Consider the following 22,242-nt stretch of genomic DNA (forward strand, 5'->3'; position numbering starts at 1 on the left):
AGAGCTACTCTGCTTGCAATTCCTCGGGTAATTTTTGCTGTGCCGCGATTCTAACTTCTTTTTTTAAGCTATTCAGCTCATTACGCACTTTTGCAAACCGTGCCATGTGGGTATCTGGCAATTTAATGTGACTTGGGCGTTTCATGTCCAGCGGGTTAATGGCTTTATTATCGCGGTGGATCTCATAATGCAAATGCCGCGCTTGACTAAGCCCTGTATTCCCCAAGTAACCAATCACTTGCCCTTGTTTAACTTGCGTGCCTACTTTTATGCCTTTGGCAAAGCCTTTAAGGTGTGCGTACAAGGTGGTGTAGCCGTTACCGTGCTCCAATTTCACCATATTGCCAAAACTGCCCATTTTACTTGCATGTACGACTTTGCCAGCCCCTGCAGCCATAATCGGCGTGCCAACGGGCGCACTAAAATCTAGCCCTTTATGCACTCGGGTATAACCCAATACCGGATGATGGCGCTTACCAAATTTTGAAGACAGACGCGCGCCCTCGATAGGTGTTTTGAGTAAAAAGCTTTGCGCTAAACGACCATCTTGGTGGTAAAACGCGCCACCCCCTTGCAGCTTATCAAAGTAATAGAGCTGTAATTGATGCTGTTTTCCAGCAAAAGTAATGGCTTGCAACTGCCCACTTTGGCGGCTGCCATCGTTGCGCTGCGTTTCTTCGTAGACTACCGTCACTTCATCGCCTTCGCGAATATCGCGTTGGAAATCAATAAAATGAGACAGTACAATTAAAGCTTGGTTAGATACCGCCAATGGCACATCTGCTTTGCTGGCCGCCCGAAATAGGCTTTCGTCAATTCGAAACTGTTTCACCGTCTGCGCATTGGTTAACGTGAAATCTTGTAATTCAAGCTGCCAGCCCTGCTCGCTTGGTTGTAAACAGCCATATTGGCTAAAGCTCAGCTCGGTACAGATAGACTGTATAACTTGCTGTTGCTTTTTAACCGTAAAAGTTTGCCCAGCTGGCATTTTTTCCGGTGCTAAATACGGTGACAATAGCTCAGCCAGCCGAAGTAGCTCTTGCTCACTGAGTGCTAATGGCTGCAACAAGTGACTAAAGGTTTGGCCGCTTTTAAGCACCCATTGCTCGCTGGTAAGCGGTCGCACTGTTTCAGCAGCTGGCAACTGTGGTGCCATATCATCAAGTTGCGGCTCATCAGTTGTTTGATGCTGCACACTGCACGGCGCGGGTGTTTGTGCCATCAGAGCTGTATTTTCAGCCGTTGGCGTACAACCAAACAGGCTCACCGCCAGTACACAGGCAATAGTCAGCTCGGCATGCTGTAAGCTGCCAAAATAAACGCGTAAATTATCCATAATCAGTTTCGTGTTAGTATGGTTAAAGGATCTACCTTGAGGTTATTGTGGTGGACTTCAAGGTGTAAATGCGGCCCGGTGACGCGCCCTGTAGCGCCCACAGTGCCCAGTATTTGGCCAGCCTGTAAGTAGGTTCCGGGGCTGACATTAATCTCATCAAGATGTGCGTACAATGAACGGTAGCCGTCACCATGTTCAATAACTACAACTTTGCCATAATTGGCAGGGTAACTGCTGTCATCAGCTATTAGGACTTTGCCAAAGCGTACTGCATACACAGGCGTGCCTGTTGGGGCGACGAAATCAGCGCCACTGTGGCGTCGGCCCTCGCGAAAAGGTGAGGTGGTCGCAAAACCTGAACTAAGCGACAAGCGCTCAAGTGGTGCTTGCCAGTGCTTTGCCGATAGCGCCAAGATTGCCCAATCTGTCACTGGCTGACTCACTGCTGCTGCGCTAACAAGCATCCCTGCAAACCCTGCGGCCATGGCAAACCGACGCGTGGGTTTTGGCGATGTAGGTGTCAAAATAGCGCGAAAGCGCCGCGCGTGAATGCTTGCACTTTGCTGCGCGGCTATAGCGCAGGTATGAGCATAAGCTTGTAATGAAGGAGACGACTTATTTTGGTTAAACTTGAAACACTGCAGCAAGGTTTGCGCGTACTCAGTGGCTTGCTCACGCATTGATTTACCTGTCATTACGGCCAACTGTTTAACTGTGTTTGCATCGCAGCGCAGCTCCATCGCCTCGCGATATTCACGCCATAGCAAGGCGTATAAAGGATTAAACCAAAAACAGCTTTTAGCTAGGGCAAAGGCCATCAACCAGCGCGAGTCGCCGTGTGCAATATGCGTTTGCTCGTGGCACAGCAAAATTTGCTGCTGCGCGCTAGACAACTGCGTTATATAAGCGGGCAAGTAAATTTTCGGCTTAAGCACACCAAACACTAAAGCGCTCGGAATTTTATCGCTGACGTAAACGTTTACCTCAACCTCCTTCTGTCGCGAAGTTGGGTGCCAGCGCAGTGCCTCAGCCAATGCCGCGTCAAAACGGCGCATTTCGCGCAGTAATTTTATAACCCTCAGCGCCGCAATCAGCGCTAATAACCATGGCAAAGCATCTAGCAAAGTGTATGAAAGCTGCGCAGGAGTGATATCGGCAAGATTTGTGGTCGGTTTGAGTGATAGTGCATGAGCTTCGGGTAATTGCGGTAGTTCATGCCGCGTATCGAACATAATAAATGGCAATGCAAAAGTCGTAAGACTGACAAGCAATAACAACTGACAACCTCGCGTGCCCAAACGAGCATTGCAACGTGTCAGCAGGCAAAGTACGGCGTATAGCAAGCAACCAAACAGCGTAAAGCAGGTAATCGCAACAACTCCGTTAGTCACGACGAGGTTCCTTGCTAAGCTCTGCAACTAACGCTTCCATTTGTGCCAGATCCGCTTCGCTGAGTAACTTACTGTCTGAGAATAGCGCGACAGGCAAAGGCCCATCCATTTCCAACACTTGTTTAAAAAAGGTCTGTGCGGTTTTTGCTAACGTTGCCACTTTATCAAGTTCAGTGCGATAGTAATTTTTATTGCCGTCCGCAGTGGCTATCAGTAAGCCTTTTTCACACATGCGTTCAAGGGTTTTACGGGTTGATGAATAGCCCCATGCAAATTGTGCTGTGAGTGCTTCATGCAAATCCCGCGCAGACTGCGGTTGCGCGCGCCACAATAATTTTAATATTGCCAGTTCTGGTTCTGTCATTGCCATTCTTAACCCATTGCAATTAATTCAACTTTCACATAGTGCGACAAATGTCGCAGATGTGCAAGTAGAAATTGTCAACCTTGCTAATTTGGCAGTTACACTCATGGCTTTACGCCGCCTTAAGCCTTGTTTTTAAACGCTTAAAACACTCTTTTTATTGATATAAAACAAGTAGCTAAAAGCTAAAACTGCAAGCCTAATTGCTTTAGGCTGTGCTCCCCTTGCACCGCATCTTCAAACTGAATCGCATGTATACCTAGCGCAATCGCACCTTCGACATTACGTGGCATATCATCTAAAAATACGGTTTCTTCGCCACGTAAATCAAAGCGTTGCAATAGTGCTTGATAGATCTCGGGCATAGGTTTTAATACCCCTTCCTCGGCAGAAACAATCGCACCATCGAACAACGGCCAAAAATCGTGAGTTGTTTTCAGATACTCGACAATTTCCAACACATTGTCAGTAAGTGCATAGACGCCATAACCTGCGGCTTTGAGTCGTTCAAGCAAGCGTTGCGAGCCTTCTAGCATGGTTAGAGTGTGTTTGATATTCAAGAATAAACGTTCAACCATTGCATCGCTCAAAGCATGCTGTTGTTGATACCTTTGCTTGGCCTCGTGCTCGGTCATCAGACCTTTGTTCAAATCAAGCCATATCTCGCCATGAAACAGACTTTTCGCCAGTGCTTGCAGCTCGTCGACTTCACCAAACGTTAAGCGGGTAATTTCCTCCGGCGACCAGCGCACCAACACATTACCTACATCAAATACCACGTTTTTTATTGCCATCGTCATTGTTCCTTGATAATCGAATACTGAAATGATTTAGGGCGTTTTTGTAAACGCCAATTTGTCCAATGTTAACTCACCAAACCGTTTTAGCATCAGTGCCTCTGCTTCAGCCATCACATCTTTCAGCGCCTCATTAACGGCCATTTCGATTGGGCATTCGGTGTGTTCGTCGGTAAGGCCAATGGTAAACACTGAGCTGTCCCCTAAGGCTTGATGGATCTCCAACAAAGTGATCTCGCTAAGCGGTTTAGCCAGTGCCCAGCCCCCTGCGTGCCCTTTGCTTGAGGTGACATAGCCCCGCTCGCGCAACAGGGCCATAGTGCGGCGCACCACCACGGGATTCGTGCCAAGCATTTGAGCCATAGTGTCTGAGGTAAGCTGGGTCGCAAACGCATCTAAATGCACCAAAATGTGTAACACCCTCGAAAGGCGGCTGTCTTTTCTCATAATTCACCTGTGATTGTTTCACGCAGCATATCACGAAACTTTTAAAGTTACATGTATTGATCTCGGCATTCTTTTAATGTAACAATAAAATTAATGTAACAACAAAAGTTACTTAACTTAACGAGGTAAATGATGAACGCAGATGTCGTAATTATTGGTGGTAGTTTTGCCGGCTTTGCTGCTGCTTTACAATTAGCCCGAGCACAACGCCAAGTGGTGGTGATAGATGCAAACCGCCCACGCAATCGCTTTGCAGAGGCTTCGCACGGAGTATTTGGTTTAGATGGCAAAACCCCACAACAAATTCGTGAACAAGCACTTTTACAGCTAAGGCAATATCCGACCTTTTCGCTGCAGCAAACATCGGCCATAGGAGTTGAGCAAACGCGTGATGGTTTCGCTGTACTTACCGAGCAAGGCGTCAGCATCCGCTGTAAAAAACTGATCTTAGCCATGGGCATTCAAGATCAACTGCCGGACATTGCAGACATTGAACGCTACTGGGGAAAATCCGTCGCGCATTGCCCTTATTGCCATGGCTATGAACTCAGAGATCAAGCACTGGGAGTCTTGGCAAGCAATGAGTTTTCGCTCCATCAGGCAATGATGCTACCGGATTGGGGACCGACGACTTTGTTTACGCAAGGTCAGTTTACCCCTTCAGACACCGAGCTCAACGCCCTAGAGCAACGGGGTGTAAGGATTGAAACCTCACCTATTGTGGCGCTTAAGGGTGATGCACAGCAACTCTCGGCCGTGATATTGGAAGATGGCCGCTCGCTGCCGCTACAAGGCTTGTTTGTTGCACCCAAAATTGTTTTACCACATCCTTTAATCGAGATGCTAGCGCTTGAACTAGAAACGACGCCACATGGCGACATTGTGCGGGTTGATGCGCTAAAAGAAAGCTCGTTAGCTGGGGTGTTTGTCGCAGGTGATTTATCCAACCCCATGCAAAGCGCCACCTTGGCTATTGCCTCTGGTGCTATTGCTGGCGTTGCAGCTCACCGCAGTTTGATCTTTACGAGCTAAATTAGGCATTCAACACCAGCCAAGTAGAAACTTTTTTGCTTGGCTGATATTGCGGTGCGTAAGTTGCGACAAAACAATTCAACTAGGCTAACCTCTTCAGTTCTCATTAACCTTAGTGAGTATCGCAGGCTTTTTTGCAAACCGAGTTTAGAAATAATAGCCAAAATTGAGGTTATAGCGCCGTTCGGTATCGTCGCTATCGCCAGCGATTGAGCCACCAATAAATGGCTGATTTTTCGCATGTACAATATCAAAGTAAGAAAAAAACGCACCAGCGCCAAATGACATACCAGTCACGTTCATCCACGTATCCGCGCTGCCATCAGACTTGCTGTAAACCATGCCGAAATCATTGTAAAACTGCACATGCTGAACTGGGCCCCAATTAACTTTCATAGCATAAGCTACATTGAAACTAGACATGCTCGCCGCGGCTGCAATCGAGTCATAAAACGCATACGCACCCACAGCGACTTGTGCCACATCCGTCACATCGTAGTCGTACTTGCCATGCTGCAATTGCACATTCCACGGCCCATAATTGCCATTAAAATGTACCGCCCAAGCGCTGTAATCGCCGACTCGCGTGGTGCCATCATGCAATCCACCAGCAAGTGCAGAGAGCCCCCACTCACTTTGCCCGCCTTTATGCGGTAATACGTACGCGATACGACCTGCAAAAGTATTGTATTCCCCCACCGCTTGGCTAGGTGTGGCGTAGATCCCTTCACTTTGCGCGCGCAAACCCACAATATCGTAGGAATAACGATGCGTACGGTCTTCGACATAACCATCCACACCACCTAGCTCATCATTTTTGAAAAAGCCGAGGTCGAGTTGCCAATTGTCGCGTAATTGGCGCTTAAACAAGATCCCTAGGTCGTGGTCGTCTTCTAAGCCGAGGTAGTAATTGGTGCTAAAAAAATAGCTGTGAGAGTTATAAGGCCAATTGCCAAATGGTACTTTGGTCAAGCCAAGTTGGGCTTGCCAATCGCGGTTAATGTCATAACTGAGGTAGGCAAACTTTATTGCCGTCATATAGTCAAATACGCGCAGTTCAGCGTTTAACCCGATATCACCAACTTTACCCGAAAAATCAATGCGAAACATATCAAAATCAAAGTCACCGCCACGATTTTTGCTGTCGTCATCATAAGAGGTAGAGCTGAAATTGGTCCGTACTGCCCCACCTACTTTTATTGCGTTGGCGTTCAGTTGTGACGGCGTTTCGGCTTGTTGCGTGGCTTGTTGTTCTAGCTGACTGATGCGTTTTTGCAACGCCTGCAACTGCGCCTTGAGTTCGGCCAATTCATTTGCATTGGCGAGCGCGCCAGAGCTGGTGGCCAAGATAGTAGCAGCGAGGGCGAGAGAATGGCTATTGCGCATGTTAGAGCGCTTCCCTTATTGCAGGATAAGTCTTTAAAGGTTAGCACATTTTTCATACTAGCAAGGCGCAGTTAGGTCGAGTAACGCTGTTGTTCGTGCTAGGCTCTCAGTAACGCATTTGCCAGTGCCAAATTAAATTGCTGCAAACTATCTAAGGTGTAGTCAGCGACTTCACGATAGCGATGAGTATCTACGTCTGCAGGAGGCACAGCAATAGCGGTGAGCGCAGCCGCTTTGGCGGCACGTAAACCCGTAATTGAGTCTTCAAAAGCTATGGTAGTGCGGCTATCCGCTTGCAATTTTTGCAAAGTAAAGTGATATACATCTGGTGCGGGTTTGCCTTTGGTGACCTCATCGGCTGAGGTTACAGCGTGGAAAAAGTGGCGAATTTGCAAGCTATCGAGTACTGCGTTCATAACCACAGCGGGTGCATTGGTCGCCAAACCAATTTTCACCTTCTGCGCGGTTAGCAATTTGAGTGTTGCTTCTACTCCGTTCAACGCTTTGCCATGCGTTGCAACTAATGCTACTACTTGGGCAATAACGGCCTGCTCAGCCTGCTCTAACGTCGTACCAGACCAAGGTTGCTGAGCATACCAAAATTGGCTGACTTCTGAAGTCGTCATGGTTGCAGTATGGGCTGCAAGTTGCGGGCTCACAGTGACACCCAGCTTACTAAATACATTATATTCAGCTTGTTGCCAAAACGGTTCTGAATTAATCAGCACACCATCCATATCGAAAATAGCCGCACTTAGTTGCATTACTCCACTCAAGTTTGTCGTCCTGAAGGTAGTTGAACTGTAACAGTTACGTCATAGCAACACCAGTCAGCTAGGCGCACTAGCGTAGCTAGAAAGAGGTCAATGATGAAATTGTGCGCTATTCTAAACCCAGCACCTTTTTGAGTTTTCCATATTCAGCATCCACTTTGTTAACTAGCTTATTGTATTCGTCTGCTTGCTCATCAATCGCATGCTGCTCAATGTCAGCCATCAGTTTATGAAAGGCACCGGCCCCAATATCACCAGACTGACCGCGTAGCGCATGGCTTATTTGGCGGACAGCTTTGTCATCTCGAGCTTTGGCTTTTTCTTTCAAACTTAAGATCCGCGCTTCGGCTTGATCAGTAAAGAGTACGCAAATTTTAGTGTATAAATCTACATCGCCAAGAAGACGATTCACTGCAGTTGGTGCATCTAACACTTCACTTTGAGGTAAGTTTCGCACATCAAAATTGATTTTTGTGCTATCAGCCTGTTCCTTAGTATTTTTTACGCTATTTACCGCTTTCATCAACACTGGGTCGCTGGGCACTAAGGCCACTACTGGTTCTGCGCTTTCTTGGCTATTAGCGTCAGCTACAACAGGAGCAGCTTTGCCAGCTTTTATCCCTTTGGCGCTTCTAGTTACTGTGGCATATCGTTGCAACACACCAAATAACTTAGTTGAATCAACAGGTTTGGTGACATAATCATCCATACCCGCACCGAGGCAACGTTCACGTTCACCCGACATGGCGCTTGCCGTCATCGCGACAACAGGTACCTTTTTGTTGATTTCACCACCCTTGCCTTCACGGATCATCCGTGTACATTGGTAGCCATCCATCACTGGCATATTACAGTCCATCAGCACGCAACATACACTCACTTGCTGTTTTTCTAAATCTGCTAACACCTTCAGCGCATGATGCCCTGAACTACAAGTGATCACGCTAATATTGGCACTTTGCAAAATCCCTTTAGCCACTTCTAAGTTGATTGAGTTATCGTCAACCACTACCACTAAATTACCACTGAGATCATAGCTAGATTGGTTTTGCTGCAAGCGCGACAGTAGTTGTCGCTCGCTTTTTAGTAATTTACCACGGTCAAACAAATCTAAAATGCCCGCTAGGCGAACCGGTTTTGCCACTTTGGCCAGAAAACCTGCGGGCAAATTGACATCATCGCAACTGTTGTAGAGCACGACAGTGCGCTGGTAATCTTCACTGCCAAGGAGTGCCGTAAGCGCTGAGCTTTGCGAGTCAATAACGATATAGTCCGCTTGACCATCAACCACAGCGCCGCCAAATTTATTCACGATGCGAGTTAATACCGTCTCATTCATATCGCCAGCTAGCAACAGCTTAAAGCGCTTGCCCGCCAACACTCGCTCTTTACTGCGGGCTACGGCGGTTGCAATAGTAAACGGCAAGCTAAAGCTAAATGAACTACCTTGGCCTTTGTTCGAAGTAAAATCAATACTGCCGCCCATCAATTCACATAGTTGCCGGCATATCGACAAACCAAGTCCAGTCCCACCAAATTCTGTTCCTGTGGTGGCACTTTCTTGACTAAATGCTTGGAAAATTTTGTGGTGATTGCTAGGGTCAATCCCAATCCCCGTATCTGTGACTTCAACATGGAACAGCACTTTGTCCCTATGTTCTTCTGTCCAGCCTCGTACACTGACACTACCACTACTGGTAAACTTAATGGCGTTGCTCAGGAGGTTATAAACAATTTGTTTAATTCGCCCAGCATCACCGACTAACTCAACATACTCAACGTCAACCACATCCATAGTCAGTGCCAGTTGCTTCTCAAACGCGCGGATAGAAATGGATGTCACCACATGTTCAATCACAGACAACGGATTAAACGGCTCATGTTCGACTTCCAACTTACCTGCTTCAATTTTTGACAAATCGAGAATATCGTTGATAAGTGATGCTAGCGTAGACGAGCTGGTTTCCGTCATTTCCAAGTAAGTCAGTTGTTTGTCGCTAAGTGGTTCACGGCGGATCAGATTGAGGGTGCCCAGAATACCGTTCAACGGTGTACGCATTTCATGGCTGATGGTAGAGATAAATGCGCTTTTTACCGCTGAGGCTTTCTCGGCTTTCTCTTTTTCTTTTTGTAGTTCGCGGGTACGATCTGCAACCTGCTTCTCAAGGCTTTCATTGATCCGCTTAATATCTTGCTCAACCAACTTTTCTTGGGTTATATCGTTACCAAACAAGGTGTATCCAATAATCTTTCCTGACACCCCGGCAATACAACCGACCTTAAAACTAATAAAACGCGCTACACCGCCTGCATTAAATTCCCGGGCCCCAATCGGCAACGCGTCACCCTCGCGTTTCAATTTTTCACTGGCGCCTGCAAGCTCATTGAATGGCAACTTACCGACTGCTGAGGCGTGACCGCCAAGCAACATACGCTTTAAATCTGGGAACAAAAGCAAAGATGCGCTATTAAAAGTGGTGACGTTCAGCTCTTTATCAAAACTGATGATCGGGTCATCAGAACCATTGATAATGGATTCAAATACAGCCTTATCCCCTTGGTATTTCTCCCGATTTTTGAAAAATACTATCATCCCTATCATGAATACCAAAAACACCAGCGACACTGTGCCAAGCAGAAAATAACTTGAACGACGGCGTTCATTGAGTAAATTGTCATATCGGGTCGCAGGCACGTTGGTAAACAATTCCATTTTACGTCCACCAGTCGCAAAGTCCTGATTAATCACTTTACGAACGCCTAAACTGACGAGTTCTGAATTCGTTTCTTTTATTTGCCAAATTCCTGTTAAATCAGAGCTTTTTACTTCGTAGTCACGGGTAAAATTGTCTTCAATTCCGTAGTCGGCACCAAATTGTTTACTATTATCGGCTGACCATATATAGCGACCTTGCTCATCTACTAAAATATGCTCAATTTTGTCGCTTGCCATGCCTGCAAGTAAGCTCTTGGCACTGGCGTTTAACACTAATATGGCATACAAGTTATTTTCTGTATCGTAAAGAGGAGACGCAAAACGCACTACAGGATTGAGCGGAATTTCTACACGGCCATGTTCAACATTCAAAGAGATATTTGAGGTAAAAAACTCGCCTTCATTGAGTTTCAAGGTTTCACTAACATAGTCACGATGCGCTTTATTTTGCAGCTTTTGGTCGCTCAAACGCGCTACCTTGCCAGCTTTTCGGTCTACCCGCACAAACTCTTGTCCATCAGTAAGAATAATACGCAATTGTAGAATGTCGTCGTAGGTGTATTGCAGCGATCCGAATATGGTCGCAATGCGCTCTTTCCAAACTTCGATAGGCGCGCCATCGCGTGGATCCTTACCATTATTTTGCAAAGAACGAGCTATCCCGAGCATCGGCGGCGTTTCTTTTAAGAAGCTAATAAAACCTATTTTTTCTTGAAAGTAAGCATCAAAATGACGCTCCATGTCTTCAGCGTCTTGACGTAACTCACTAACAATTTGTTGCTCAACTTCGCCGTGTACTTTATCTTCGAAGTAGACAATAGAACCCCAAATTGACACCAGCAGCACCACAACAGCAACTATCAAAACCAATTTACTCAGCTGCAATTTAAGCTTACTTGTCATATTTACTCCGAAATATCCTTCGCCGTGCTGATGGCGTAACAGTTTTTACCTGTAATTTTAGCTTTATGCAGCGCACCTTGCACCGCCTCAATCCAATGTGTGAGTTGGGTATTGGTCACCACGGGTTCGCAGTATCCACCAATACTGACCGAAACTAAACCCGTTTCAGCCTCTTTAAATTGTAGCTTAAGCCCGCTGATCGCTTGCTGAATACGGGCTGCTATCACTGCCATGCCGTTTTCGTCGGCTCCCGGAACGATGCAAATAAACTCTTCACCACCTACTCTGGCAACACTATCGCCACCGCGAAACAAGCTGCTGCTAATTGCTTCGGCAACTTGAGCCAAGCACCGGTCGCCCTGTAAGTCGCCATATACTTGGTTATACACGCTAAAGTAATCAATATCGACCATTAACAGTCCCAACGCCGTTTTTCCGCGACGACTTTCGCGTAGCTTGGCTTTCATTTCTTCAAGCAAATACTGTTTGCTAAACACACCCGTTTGCGGATCTATCATCAAATTGCTGGTCAAAGTGCGAATTTTTTGAATTTGCATTAACTGCACTTTCACGCGGGCAGCCAAATCAACTGGATTAGCTGGCCTGCGAATTACATCACTGGCACCGGCTTGCCAACATTGGGAGAGGAAATTTTCATCGCTATGCGCTGTGATAAAAATCACTGGAATGTCTTTAGTCTCTAGCTGTGCTTTCAAGAGTTTGCACAATTCAATACCGCTCAAACCTGGCGCTTCCGATTTTAAGATAAAAAGCGCTGGTAATTCCTTTTGACTCAGCTCTAAGCAAGCATTTGCGCTCCAACTACGTTGTAATTGGTAGGTTTTGCCAAGTATTTTGGTGATGACTAAGTAATGGATATCATCATCTTCCATCACTGCTATGTGCCCAAGCGTGTTTTCCAGTACTTCTGTCACAATAAAAACCTTCCACTACAAAAAGTTAGCATAACCTAGTCAAAATCGTCTGCTCAGGCTCCGGTTTTGCAATTAAATAACCTTGTACTATCAAACAGCCCAGCTGCTGCAAGGTATCCGCTTGATCTGACGTCTCGACGCCTTCACCAACTAAGGTCAGCGACAGCGAGTTAGCCAAGAAGATAATGGTTTTTACAATATCTAAGCTTTGCGAATCTTGCATCATGTCTTTAACAAATGACTGGTCGATTTTCAGCACATCGACTGGGAACGCTTTAAGATAAGATAAACTTGAGTACCCTGTACCAAAATCATCAATCGCTATGCTGATCCCCATTTGTGACAGCTCGGTTAAAATAACCTGTGTCTCTTCGAAATCGTGCATCAAAGCACTTTCTGTCACCTCCAACTCAAGGTAGCGGCTTGGTAAACTGCATTCCTCTAAACAGTCTGCAATATCGCTGACAAAATTTGGTGATGCAAATTGCACGGCAGAAATATTAACGCTCATCTTGATCGGTGCATTCATCTCGACCAGACGTTTTGCAAATTTACATGCCTTGCGCAATACCTGCCCACCTAACTGATTGATTAGGACTAAGTCTTCTGCAAGAGGAATAAAATCAAGCGGAGAAATCCAACCTTGTTCTTCAGCTTTTAGCCTCACTAAAGCCTCAAGTCCGATAATTTTCCCGGTGTTAAGATCAACCTGAGGTTGGTAATGTACCTCCAAACTGTTTTGTTCCAGACTATCGCGCAGTATCTTTTCAACCTTATGACGCTTTATTAAATCGTGCTCTAATTCTTCCGAGAAAAAGCACACGCGATTACGTCCTTGTTTTTTCGCTCGATACATAGCAACATCAGCATGGCGCATCATAGCCTCTTCCTCATAAGCATCTAGCGGGTTCATGCTCACCCCAATACTCACACTGATTTGATATTCGTGTTGTTCCAATAAAAAAGGTTCATTAAAACTGGCCACCAGATTACTCGCCACACCTGCCACAAAGCTCACCGAGTTAACATCACCTAGCACCAAAACAAATTCATCCCCGCCAACGCGCGCTAACGTGGCACTTGGGTCAATATGGGATTCGAGACGTTTGGCAACTTGTTTGATAAGAATATCACCGAGATAATGGCCTAAGGTGTCATTGAGGTACTTAAAGTGGTCAATGTCTATTAATAACAACGCCGTATATTTATCTGCATTAAGAGAGCGTTTAATCGCAAATTCCAAACGATCATGTAACAACACGCGATTTGGCAAACCAGTGAGCTGATCATTATTCGCTAAATGGGTCATTTTCACCGACATCGCCACCGCTTCACTAATATCGTGAAACACAATAATCGCACCTATCACTTCTTGATTGGTATTACGAATTGGTGCGGCAGAATCTTCTACCCGATAAATTTGACCATCTAAACTATGTAACTGGCAATTAAGTGCCATACCCACAATACGTTGTTCTTTAAGCGCTAACATCAAAGGATTAAGTGATGGTTTTTGTGTGGTTGCGTCGCGCAGCTCCATAACTTGTTCAATATGTTGACCAATTGCATCACGCTGCGCCCAGCCTGTCATGCGCTCTGCGATTGGATTCATAAAAGTGACGATGCCATTGGCATCACTGGCAATAACTGCATCACCGATGGAATTTAAGGTAACGTGTAAGGCTTCTTTTTCTTGATGTAGAGCTTCGGTGGTTTTTTCTAACCGCCGTTGATATAGCAAGATGGCAAGTTGGTTGCGCACTCTTAGCTGACAGATCTTCATGTCGATGGGCTTATTGATAAAATCGACACCCCCAAAGCGCAGTGAGAAATATTCAATATTAGGATCGCGATGCGAAGTAATAAAAATCACCGCAGAACCCGCTGTGACTGGGTCTAGCTTGAGGTCTTGACAGAGCTGCAAGCCGTTGTAAGCCCCCATTTCAATATCTAGCAGAATGACATCTGGCTGTAGCTGTCGTGCTAGTTCAAAAGCATTTTGCGGTTCTGTGGTGGTATACACAGTACCAAGTTCAGATACCGCCTTTTCAGCTATCATCACGCTTGAAAGTTCGTCGTCAATGATAAGGATAGATGGTTTTTTACCGTACTCTGTCACCCACATGGTTTAATCTCCAGTGTCCTTGGCAATTCAAGCTTAGTACAAGCTCCATAATTTTCGAGCATCTATACTACATTCTCGACAAAATGCCCAAAGCGCACGTCAAGCTGAGCTTAATAACCTGATATCTGGATGATAACTGAAGACGATGTGAGCGTGATGCACAAAGCTGAATGCGACTTTTTGCACAGAAAGATGGCAAAAGTGCAATCTAAAAGATTATTCGCAGTAGAACTACTAAAAACAATAATTTCGGGACAGGCAACTCAGCTCTAGCATACACCAGCCAAATTACACCAATAGCAAGCAATGTTAATTTGCCCTTGATGTAATGTCGGTCAGTTACTTTTGCACGGCTTGCTGTAGCCAAGCAATAAATTGGCTTTTTGGTAATGCACCAGAAAGTCGTGCCACTTCCCGACCTTGTTTAAACACCATTAAAGTAGGGATAAAACGGATTTAGAAACACACGGCGCTGAGTTGATTTTCTTCGGTGTCCAATTTTGTAAAACCAGCTTATCACAGCATTTTATCTCGTTCAAAAGTGAATCGTAACCACTTCTAAGCCCCACAATATTTTCTCTGACCCCTACCGCATTACAAATCTAAACTGATTCACCGCAACGTCATCTTCTAATGCAAACTTTTCATTTAATTGCAGCAGTTTTTTGTATTCATCGGGGAAGAATCGTTTGATCCTAGCAGCTCTTGAGAGATGGCTTGGTTCGAATATCTTTACTTGGGGAATAATAAGGCCCAAACTCGGATTAAGCTGCCCATTCTCGTAACTCTTTTCTAACAGCAGATCCAGTACATCTAAGCCTACCTTTCCAAACTCCGGTGTTAAACCCAAGTCTAACAATAACTTCACGGCCTTTGCCGAATTCAGTGCCGCAGGCACGAAAAGGTCGTTGCCAAACTTATCTTGGATAGAAAAGTCAAACTTCTCTTTTTGCAAAAACTCCCATGTGTCGAACGAAATGCTTTTAAAAATAACTAAGCTTGAAGGTGAGATAGAAGCCACTCTCGCATTCCAAATCGGTAATATGTTTTCAATGTCCCCAAGTAGTAAGGACAACAACCTGTCTGTTTCAAATTGCGTAAGTGGGGTCGAATAACTGTATTCAAGCGCCGCTTGAAACCTCCCTTCTCGCAACATAGTTAAGAAATCACTACCGCTTCGCTCGCTTAAATTCAGCTCTGGTTGAGAATCTCGCCATAAGTTAACAAGCGCAGGATCAATTGCATGTAACTGATCTGCTGCATTACTCTGTTCTTGAGTAATACGTTCTATCAGTTTGTAAACTTCTCTACGCTCGAGAAACCCCTCTTCAGCCAGTAACTCCTTGCGAATATTCTCACAAGACTCAGATGTATCATTTAAAACGGCCTTTCTTAGCTCTTGCATCTCAATTGCTTTAGAGACCAATGAATCATCCGGAGGGAGCTGCTCAATAGAATAATTATTATTGACCAGCTCTAGTTGGTGTAAAGTTTTGTTAAGTTCAGCATTTAACACTTTTGAACTATGGAAGTTCCGCCCATTTGGCGCACCAAAAAATATGACACTTTCTTCATCGCGTTGATAACTTGCCCCGTGAGCCTTATAGCCTTTTTCAACCAAGTATTTAATTGTCTCAATATACTTTTCAGAAAATCTATCCGCATCAATATAGGCTTCTTTTTCTTCCGGCAAGTTCGCAACAGCCAGATCTAATCCTGTTGCTACCCCTAATTCGCTGGAAGGTTGGACACCATATTTATCTAATAGCTGTAAAATTTTCACATTAAACGTTGCAGCTGCCAAATCAGCTAAGTTGGCATAATAATTATCCTGACCTTGAACGATTAGCGGCATATCCCCCAATGCTTGGGTGTGTTTAACAAGATGCTCAAAATATTCATAAGGTAAGTTGTTGAGTATTGCGATAGCGACATCATTCACATTGAACTTTTTCAAAGATACCGCCTGTTTGAACTCATCAACACTCAAAGTTCTCGCTGTTAGAATAAATAATATGGACGGAGATAAAACCGGACTTCCCCCGACCTGCAACGGGGATTTTAAATAGGTGTTGAAATTATCATCATTTTCTAGCAGTGCTAAGACATCCGACTTACTGATTTCATTACCTAACTCCAAATTCATCTTTAAGCCGTGCGACACACCTTCAATCGCTTTTAAATCCTGAACAAGCATAGCGATATTGGTTGCAGAAAAGCCATTTATGACGGTTAGGCCCTTCCAGCTGTTCAATATATCAGCAGACAAGGTAAAGTTGTACTTTTCTTGCTCTATTCTTATCTTCGCTTGATGCAGCAAGTCATCATAGCTTTGGTAAAAAGTTTTATATTGCTTGGAGTAAGCTAGTAGCTCACGTGCTGTTTTACCGTTTCTTAATTCATACTCTAAAGCTTGTATTAGAATATTATGAATATTCGCAACCTGAGTGCCGAAATCCAAACTACTCTCGTTGCACTGCGCATCCGCAATTGACAATTCTTTTAGCCTATTTGATGCGAACTTTCTGTTGCTCAAGGGGAAAACTTCCTCAACTGCGTTGTCATTCAAAGCGTGCGTGACTTCGATATTTATATTAGAGGACGGTTTTTTAGTTGGGTATAAGTAAACTGAAATGGTAATAACTAGAACTATTAGTAACGTGAACTTTTTCATTTGCTTATCATTCATCCATGCGTAGACAAATCACAGCTTAACACAGATATCGTAAAGTCTAACCCCCCTAGTTTATTAATGTAGACTAGTACTAAATATCTGTTTTTACTGAATGCTATAAATAAAAAGAGCCACTATTAAAAATAGTAGCCCATTATTAAATTTATAGTCTGTAACAAACAGCCCTTATTATACTGGGGAAAGTATATTATTGTGGGTTTGCAGTCACAGTTAACGTAATACCGCTTGATGCTGCATAACCGTAGATATCAATGTACCAAGTACCAGATTGTGGGTTAGTGAAGCTACAAGACTCGTTGTTACCTGTTTTGTACGGACGGCAATCATAACTTGTGGTAGTAGATTGAGCACCACGCGTTACATACAGATCTGCATCACCAGAACCACCAGCAATCGCTACGTTTAAGTCCGCATAACCTTCAGCTAAATCAATTGTGTAACGTTTCCAAGCGCGGCGACTTACAGACACATCGCTGATCACTTGGTTGATTGGCTCAGCAGTACCTGGGTTAGTACCTGTGTCTGCGTCATAGCTTGCTAATAATGTCACGCCAGAGAATGCGCTATAACCTTTTAGCATTACGTGGTACACCCCGCCAGCTTGAGTTAGGTCGCAAGTCTCGTTGTTACCATTTTTGTATGGACGACAATCATAGCTTGAAGTAGTTGGCGCTGCGCCAAACTTCACATGCATGTCTGCGTCACCTGAACCACCAGACATCGCAATCTTAATATTTGATGCGCCTGCTGGAACATTAAACGTAAACATCACTTCTGCGTCTTTCGCACCAGCAATACCTGACTTAGCTACGCCATTTTCAAGCTCGCTGCCAGTTGTTGGCGGTGGTGTTACATCACCAGAACAGCCATTTGCGGTAATAAAGTCGATAGCTGCTTTAGTTTGTACTAGACCGTAACCAAAGTTAGTGTCACGACCTGCTGCACCTAAATCCTCTGCGGTGTTGTTTAACACATTACGGATCTCAGTGGCTGTACAGCTTGGGTGGTGACTCCAAACTAATGCTGCAACACCTGCTACATGTGGTGACGCCATTGACGTACCGCTCATTTTGCCATAGTTACCTGGGCCGATATTGATAGTGGTTGACATACCAATGCTACCAAGCATAGCCGCGCCGTCAGTATCCGATACCGTTACCGCAGGGATAGAAGTGGTGTTGGTATCACCTAATGTACCGCCAAAACTGCCTGCTGCATTATTATAAATAATCGCGCCCACGCCACCGCTGTTTTCACAGTTTTTCACTTTGTCGTGGAATGAAATATTACCACGTTGAATTAAACAGATTTTGCCGTTCGCTGCTGAGTTGGTGCTTTCACCAGTGGCGAAATTAACCAGTGCCGCAGTAGCTGAACCTTGGTTTTCCATGGCATTTGCGCTGTAACCAGTGCCAGCTACGACTACATCAACTACTGAACCATTACCTTCTGGGTAAGTTGAGTAAACATCTACACCGGGTGCTGCAATTTCAACTTGCGCGTTCTTTTGCGAAAAATCTGCAAGGACTTTGTTACTGTCAATTGCTGCAACCGACATCACTGAGTCGTAAGAAGCTGGGTAGCTCATAATGTCAGTGGTTTTTGCCGGGTCGCCATCATTACCTGCTGCAGCGATAAGTAACATGCCTGAGTCTGCTGCTGCTTGAATGCCGTTTTTCTCTGTGGTGCTTGAACCCGCGCCACCTAAACTCATGTTCACAACATGTGCGCCTGCACTCTTACATTTATTGATAGCGCTGACTAAGTCTGACGAATAACCCCAACCCGCTTCGTTAAATACTTTAATAATGTGCATTGATGGGTTAGAGCCAATTACACCACGTACACCAATACCGTTGTTCAGTGCCGCGATTGTGCCCGCTACGTGCGTACCGTGTGGGCCTCCATGGTCAAACCAGTTGCCAGTGCCACTGTCGTTAGTACCAGTGATAGTACCACCGTTAGTGCCCATATCTTCGTGTGGTAAATCTAAACCTGAATCGATAACACAGATTTTTTTACCACCGTTGGCCGCTGATGCAACGCTGTCGTTCACCAAGTCAGCTTGTACCATGGAGATACCGTAAGGTACAGATTGCGCCATTAAACGACGAGGCAAATCTTCTTCAACGTATTCAACTGCTGCATCTTCTTGCAACGAAAGTAATTGATTGTCAGACAAGTCATCGACCACAAAAGCATTTAAATCGGCTTTGAAACGACCATTTTTGACCCCTAAAGTAGCCAGTTTGAACTCAGCAACCTTAGCCATTGCGCCTTGTGCCGACGCGCCCAATTGTGATACCTGATCCTTGTACTTAACAATGTAGCGTTTTGGCAGCGGTGAATTTTCCGAAGCCATCGCTTGGCTGTTTTCCATTAACACGCCTGACGTTTGTGCTTGTAAAGACGCAGAGACTGCTAGTGAAAGCGCAGTGACTGCAAGTAGCATTGGTTTGTTATTATTCTTTGTTGTCATAATGGATGTTTCCAACTTGTTATTGCGTTCGGACAGAAAACTAGCAGAACCAAAACAAAATTAACACACGATCAACACTACCATTGTAAACAAATGTCAACAGAACCATCATCAAACCTTAACAAGTAAAAAATAAATCAATAAATATCATAAAGATATATTTAGAGCAAAACGCTTAGCATCATTACATAAGGCGCCATTTATTGCCAATAGCGCAAAACATGAACATCATAAAATTGCGTAATTATTAACAATTACCGGACATTTATCCTTTATCCCTGTTTCATCTCCCTGTAATTCAACTAGCCGCAGCTTGGCAATTGTTGTAAAATGCCCGCGTTTCTAAGCAACCCCCCAACAAATTTCGAGGAAAACCTGTGAGCGAACAAAAACAGTCTCTTAGTTACAAAGACGCTGGTGTAGACATTGATGCGGGTAACGCACTGGTCGAACGCATCAAAGGCGTTGTGAAAAAGACTCGCCGCCCTGAAGTCATCGGCGGACTTGGCGGTTTTGGCGCACTTTGCGAAATTCCAAAAGGTTATCAAGAGCCTGTTCTAGTTGCTGGCACAGATGGTGTTGGTACTAAACTGCGTTTGGCGCTTGATCTGAAAAAGCATGACACTGTCGGTATCGACTTAGTTGCGATGTGTGTTAATGACTTGATTGTTCAAGGTGCTGAGCCGCTATTCTTCTTAGATTACTATGCCACTGGCAAGCTTAATGTAGATACTGCCGCAGACGTAGTAACAGGTATCGGTAAAGGCTGTGAAATGGCTGGTTGCGCGCTTATCGGCGGCGAAACGGCTGAAATGCCAGGCATGTACGAAGGTGACGACTACGATATCGCTGGTTTCTGTACGGGTGTGGTAGAAAAATCAAAAATTATCGACGGCAGCAGAGTACAAGTTGGCGACCAACTTATCGCGCTTGCATCAAGCGGCCCACACTCAAATGGTTACTCGTTAGTGCGTAAAGTGCTTGAAGTATCAGGCGCAGACACCAACAGCGTATACGAAGGCCGCACTTTGGCTGAACATTTACTTGAGCCAACCCGCATTTATGTAAAATCTGTGTTAGAGCTGATTAAAACAGTTGATGTACACGCTCTTTCGCACATTACAGGCGGCGGCTTCTGGGAAAACATTCCTCGCGTATTACCAGAAACCACTAAAGCAGTAGTGAATGGCGCAAGCTGGAACTGGCCTGCAATCTTTAACTGGCTTCAACAAAACGGCAATATCACGACTCACGAAATGTACCGCACATTTAACTGTGGTGTTGGTATGATTATCGCAGTGCCAGCTGACAAAGTTGAAGCGGCGTTATCGGTACTAAACGCTCAAGGTGAAACTGCGTGGCATATCGGTGAAATTCAAGCCCGTAATGGCGACGAAGAACAAGTTGAAATCCACGGTGGTGCCAATTAATGGCACCCTCTCAGTCTCCTATCCGAATTGTAGTACTCATTTCGGGTAGTGGCTCAAACCTGCAGGCGATCATTGACGCCTGCCAGGCGCAACAAATTAATGGTCATATTGCCGCGGTCATCAGTAACAAAGCAGACGCGTACGGGCTCACTCGTGCAAGCAATGCAGGAATTGAAACCAAGGTATTGAGCCACAAAGAATTTGCCAATCGTGACGACTACGACACAGCACTTGCGCAATTAATTGATAGTTTTTCCCCTGATCTGGTTGTATTGGCCGGATTTATGCGTATTCTTACTCCAGACTTAGTGCAAAAATTTAAAGGAAAAATGTTGAACATTCATCCTTCTTTGTTGCCTAAGTATCAGGGGCTGAATACCCACCAAAGGGCAATTGATGCCAAAGATGCTGAACATGGTGCCAGTGTGCATTTTGTCACGGAAGAATTAGACGGTGGTCCAGTGATTGTTCAAGCAAGAGTAACAATCCTTGCTGACGACACTGCCGATACACTAGCACAACGGGTGCATGAGCAAGAGCATGTGATTTATCCTTTGGTGGTCAAATGGTTCAGTGAACATAGACTCACAATGGAAGCAGAACATGCAGTTCTTGACAACCAAGTATTACCGGCTCACGGCGCCGACTATCAATAAAAATAAAACCTGCGCCTTGCTCTTATGCTTAGGCGCGGTTTTTTCTGCCAGCTTTTCAAGCGTTATACAAGCCAGCGAGCTTGCTCCGTATAAAGCCACTTATAATGTCCTGCGCAAAGGCAAAATTCACGGTGAAGCCACCCGTGAATTAAGCAAAGCCACCGACGAAACATTCGTTCTTAAATATCACAGCAACATTGAATGGATGATTTTTTCTGACGAGCGCATTGAAGAAACCACCTTTACTATCAAAGATAGTCAGATCCATCCTGTAAATTATGTGATGAAACGCGAAGGGACAGGACCGGATAAATCGTTCCGGATTGATTTCGATCCCAGTGAACAAAAAGTCAAACATAGCGACAGTAAATATCCGCTTAAATTACAGTGGCGTGAAGACTGGCAAGACTTATTAAGCTATCAAGCACAATTGCGGGTTGATTTAATGGCGGGTAAAACGCGTTTTAGTTATCCGATTGTGGACAAAGAAGGTGACGAAAAAGTCTATGATTTTGAAGTGGTTGGTAGTGAAACCATCACCTTACCAGTGGGCAATTTCGAAACGGTTAAAGTACGCCGGATGTATGACAACGACAAGCGCCAAGCTCTGGTTTGGTTTGCACCAAGCTTAGACCATATGATGGTACAGCTGTATAAAGGCAAAGACGGTATGGAACAATTCCAAATTCAACTCAAAAGCCTTAATAGCGATAAAGTCTCGCTTTAATTGCTATGCTGCTAACTAAACAATAAAGGTGCTTATCTGCACCTTTATTG

16 protein-coding genes are annotated in these 22,242 nt (G+C 44.9%); 4 read left to right on the forward strand and 12 right to left on the reverse strand.

Annotated features, from left to right (window positions below):
• Positions 1 to 4: 4 nt before the first annotated feature.
• The 5 genes from ACFOEE_RS07145 to ACFOEE_RS07165 form a co-directional block, all read right to left on the reverse strand.
• On the reverse strand, positions 5 to 1,336 hold the full coding sequence (locus ACFOEE_RS07145) for a M23 family metallopeptidase (protein WP_377122581.1): 1,332 nt from the start codon (positions 1,334 to 1,336) through the stop codon (positions 5 to 7).
• Between the two features lie 2 nt (positions 1,337 to 1,338).
• On the reverse strand, positions 1,339 to 2,727 hold the full coding sequence (locus ACFOEE_RS07150) for a peptidoglycan DD-metalloendopeptidase family protein (RefSeq protein WP_377122584.1): 1,389 nt from the start codon (positions 2,725 to 2,727) through the stop codon (positions 1,339 to 1,341).
• Entirely contained in the window at positions 2,720 to 3,091 is a 372-nt protein-coding gene (locus ACFOEE_RS07155) for a BlaI/MecI/CopY family transcriptional regulator (RefSeq protein WP_377122587.1), read from the reverse strand. Before ACFOEE_RS07155 ends, ACFOEE_RS07150 begins: the two co-directional genes overlap by 8 nt.
• A 185-nt stretch (positions 3,092 to 3,276) precedes the next feature.
• Complete coding sequence (locus ACFOEE_RS07160; RefSeq protein ID WP_377122590.1) at positions 3,277 to 3,885, reverse strand: HAD family hydrolase; 609 nt, start codon at positions 3,883 to 3,885, stop codon at positions 3,277 to 3,279.
• Between the two features lie 36 nt (positions 3,886 to 3,921).
• Entirely contained in the window at positions 3,922 to 4,335 is a 414-nt protein-coding gene (locus ACFOEE_RS07165) for an Rrf2 family transcriptional regulator (RefSeq protein WP_377122593.1), read from the reverse strand.
• 129 nt (positions 4,336 to 4,464) lie between these two features.
• On the opposite strand from ACFOEE_RS07165, the gene ACFOEE_RS07170 reads away from it, so the two are divergent.
• Entirely contained in the window at positions 4,465 to 5,367 is a 903-nt protein-coding gene (locus tag ACFOEE_RS07170; protein WP_377122596.1) for an NAD(P)/FAD-dependent oxidoreductase, read from the forward strand.
• 147 nt (positions 5,368 to 5,514) lie between these two features.
• Here the strand turns inward: ACFOEE_RS07170 and ACFOEE_RS07175 are convergent, their stop codons facing one another.
• From ACFOEE_RS07175 to ACFOEE_RS07205, 7 genes are all read right to left on the reverse strand, one after another.
• Complete coding sequence (locus ACFOEE_RS07175) at positions 5,515 to 6,753, reverse strand: carbohydrate porin (protein ID WP_377122599.1); 1,239 nt, start codon at positions 6,751 to 6,753, stop codon at positions 5,515 to 5,517.
• A gap of 98 nt (positions 6,754 to 6,851) precedes the next feature.
• Complete coding sequence (gene hxpB, locus ACFOEE_RS07180) at positions 6,852 to 7,517, reverse strand: hexitol phosphatase HxpB (RefSeq protein WP_377122602.1); 666 nt, start codon at positions 7,515 to 7,517, stop codon at positions 6,852 to 6,854.
• A gap of 118 nt (positions 7,518 to 7,635) precedes the next feature.
• A complete protein-coding gene (locus ACFOEE_RS07185; protein ID WP_377122605.1) occupies positions 7,636 to 11,145 on the reverse strand; it encodes an ATP-binding protein in 3,510 nt (1,169 codons plus the stop codon).
• 2 nt (positions 11,146 to 11,147) lie between these two features.
• Positions 11,148 to 12,080, reverse strand: a complete 933-nt coding sequence (locus ACFOEE_RS07190; protein WP_377122608.1) for a GGDEF domain-containing response regulator — start codon at positions 12,078 to 12,080, stop codon at positions 11,148 to 11,150.
• Positions 12,081 to 12,105: 25 nt separating this feature from the next.
• On the reverse strand, positions 12,106 to 14,205 hold the full coding sequence (locus ACFOEE_RS07195; RefSeq protein ID WP_377122611.1) for a two-component system response regulator: 2,100 nt from the start codon (positions 14,203 to 14,205) through the stop codon (positions 12,106 to 12,108).
• Between the two features lie 586 nt (positions 14,206 to 14,791).
• Positions 14,792 to 16,879: a hypothetical protein gene (locus ACFOEE_RS07200; RefSeq protein WP_377122614.1), complete on the reverse strand. Its 2,088-nt coding sequence runs from the start codon at positions 16,877 to 16,879 to the stop codon at positions 14,792 to 14,794.
• A gap of 208 nt (positions 16,880 to 17,087) precedes the next feature.
• Positions 17,088 to 19,379 carry a S8 family serine peptidase gene (locus tag ACFOEE_RS07205; protein WP_377122617.1) on the reverse strand — a complete coding sequence of 764 codons (2,292 nt, stop codon included), beginning with the start codon at positions 19,377 to 19,379 and terminating at the stop codon, positions 17,088 to 17,090.
• 377 nt (positions 19,380 to 19,756) lie between these two features.
• Between ACFOEE_RS07205 and purM the strand changes: the two genes are divergently transcribed.
• From purM to ACFOEE_RS07220, 3 genes are read left to right on the forward strand one after another with little or no spacing between them, the layout of a single operon-like run.
• Positions 19,757 to 20,809: a phosphoribosylformylglycinamidine cyclo-ligase gene (gene purM / locus ACFOEE_RS07210; protein ID WP_377122620.1), complete on the forward strand. Its 1,053-nt coding sequence runs from the start codon at positions 19,757 to 19,759 to the stop codon at positions 20,807 to 20,809.
• Entirely contained in the window at positions 20,809 to 21,465 is a 657-nt protein-coding gene (gene purN / locus ACFOEE_RS07215) for a phosphoribosylglycinamide formyltransferase (RefSeq protein ID WP_377122623.1), read from the forward strand. The genes purM and purN overlap by 1 nt, the downstream gene beginning before the upstream one ends.
• Positions 21,413 to 22,192 (forward strand): DUF3108 domain-containing protein, encoded by a 780-nt coding sequence (locus tag ACFOEE_RS07220; RefSeq protein WP_377122626.1) that lies wholly within the window; start codon positions 21,413 to 21,415, stop codon positions 22,190 to 22,192. The genes purN and ACFOEE_RS07220 overlap by 53 nt, the downstream gene beginning before the upstream one ends.
• Positions 22,193 to 22,242 lie beyond the last annotated feature (50 nt).

This window comes from Pseudoalteromonas fenneropenaei (assembly GCF_042643375.1).
Lineage (GTDB): Bacteria > Pseudomonadota > Gammaproteobacteria > Enterobacterales > Alteromonadaceae > Pseudoalteromonas > Pseudoalteromonas fenneropenaei.

Coding starts and splice junctions, on each gene's coding strand:
- ACFOEE_RS07185 (WP_377122605.1), bottom strand. CDS start 11,145: ATGACAAGTAAGCTTAAATTGCAGCTGAGTAAATTGGTTTTGATAGTT.
- ACFOEE_RS07165 (WP_377122593.1), bottom strand. CDS start 4,335: ATGAGAAAAGACAGCCGCCTTTCGAGGGTGTTACACATTTTGGTGCAT.
- ACFOEE_RS07200 (WP_377122614.1), bottom strand. CDS start 16,879: ATGAAAAAGTTCACGTTACTAATAGTTCTAGTTATTACCATTTCAGTT.
- purN (WP_377122623.1), top strand. CDS start 20,809: ATGGCACCCTCTCAGTCTCCTATCCGAATTGTAGTACTCATTTCGGGT.
- ACFOEE_RS07170 (WP_377122596.1), top strand. CDS start 4,465: ATGATGAACGCAGATGTCGTAATTATTGGTGGTAGTTTTGCCGGCTTT.
- ACFOEE_RS07145 (WP_377122581.1), bottom strand. CDS start 1,336: ATGGATAATTTACGCGTTTATTTTGGCAGCTTACAGCATGCCGAGCTG.
- ACFOEE_RS07160 (WP_377122590.1), bottom strand. CDS start 3,885: ATGGCAATAAAAAACGTGGTATTTGATGTAGGTAATGTGTTGGTGCGC.
- ACFOEE_RS07205 (WP_377122617.1), bottom strand. CDS start 19,379: ATGACAACAAAGAATAATAACAAACCAATGCTACTTGCAGTCACTGCG.
- ACFOEE_RS07175 (WP_377122599.1), bottom strand. CDS start 6,753: ATGCGCAATAGCCATTCTCTCGCCCTCGCTGCTACTATCTTGGCCACC.
- ACFOEE_RS07195 (WP_377122611.1), bottom strand. CDS start 14,205: ATGTGGGTGACAGAGTACGGTAAAAAACCATCTATCCTTATCATTGAC.
- hxpB (WP_377122602.1), bottom strand. CDS start 7,517: ATGCAACTAAGTGCGGCTATTTTCGATATGGATGGTGTGCTGATTAAT.
- ACFOEE_RS07220 (WP_377122626.1), top strand. CDS start 21,413: ATGCAGTTCTTGACAACCAAGTATTACCGGCTCACGGCGCCGACTATC.
- ACFOEE_RS07155 (WP_377122587.1), bottom strand. CDS start 3,091: ATGACAGAACCAGAACTGGCAATATTAAAATTATTGTGGCGCGCGCAA.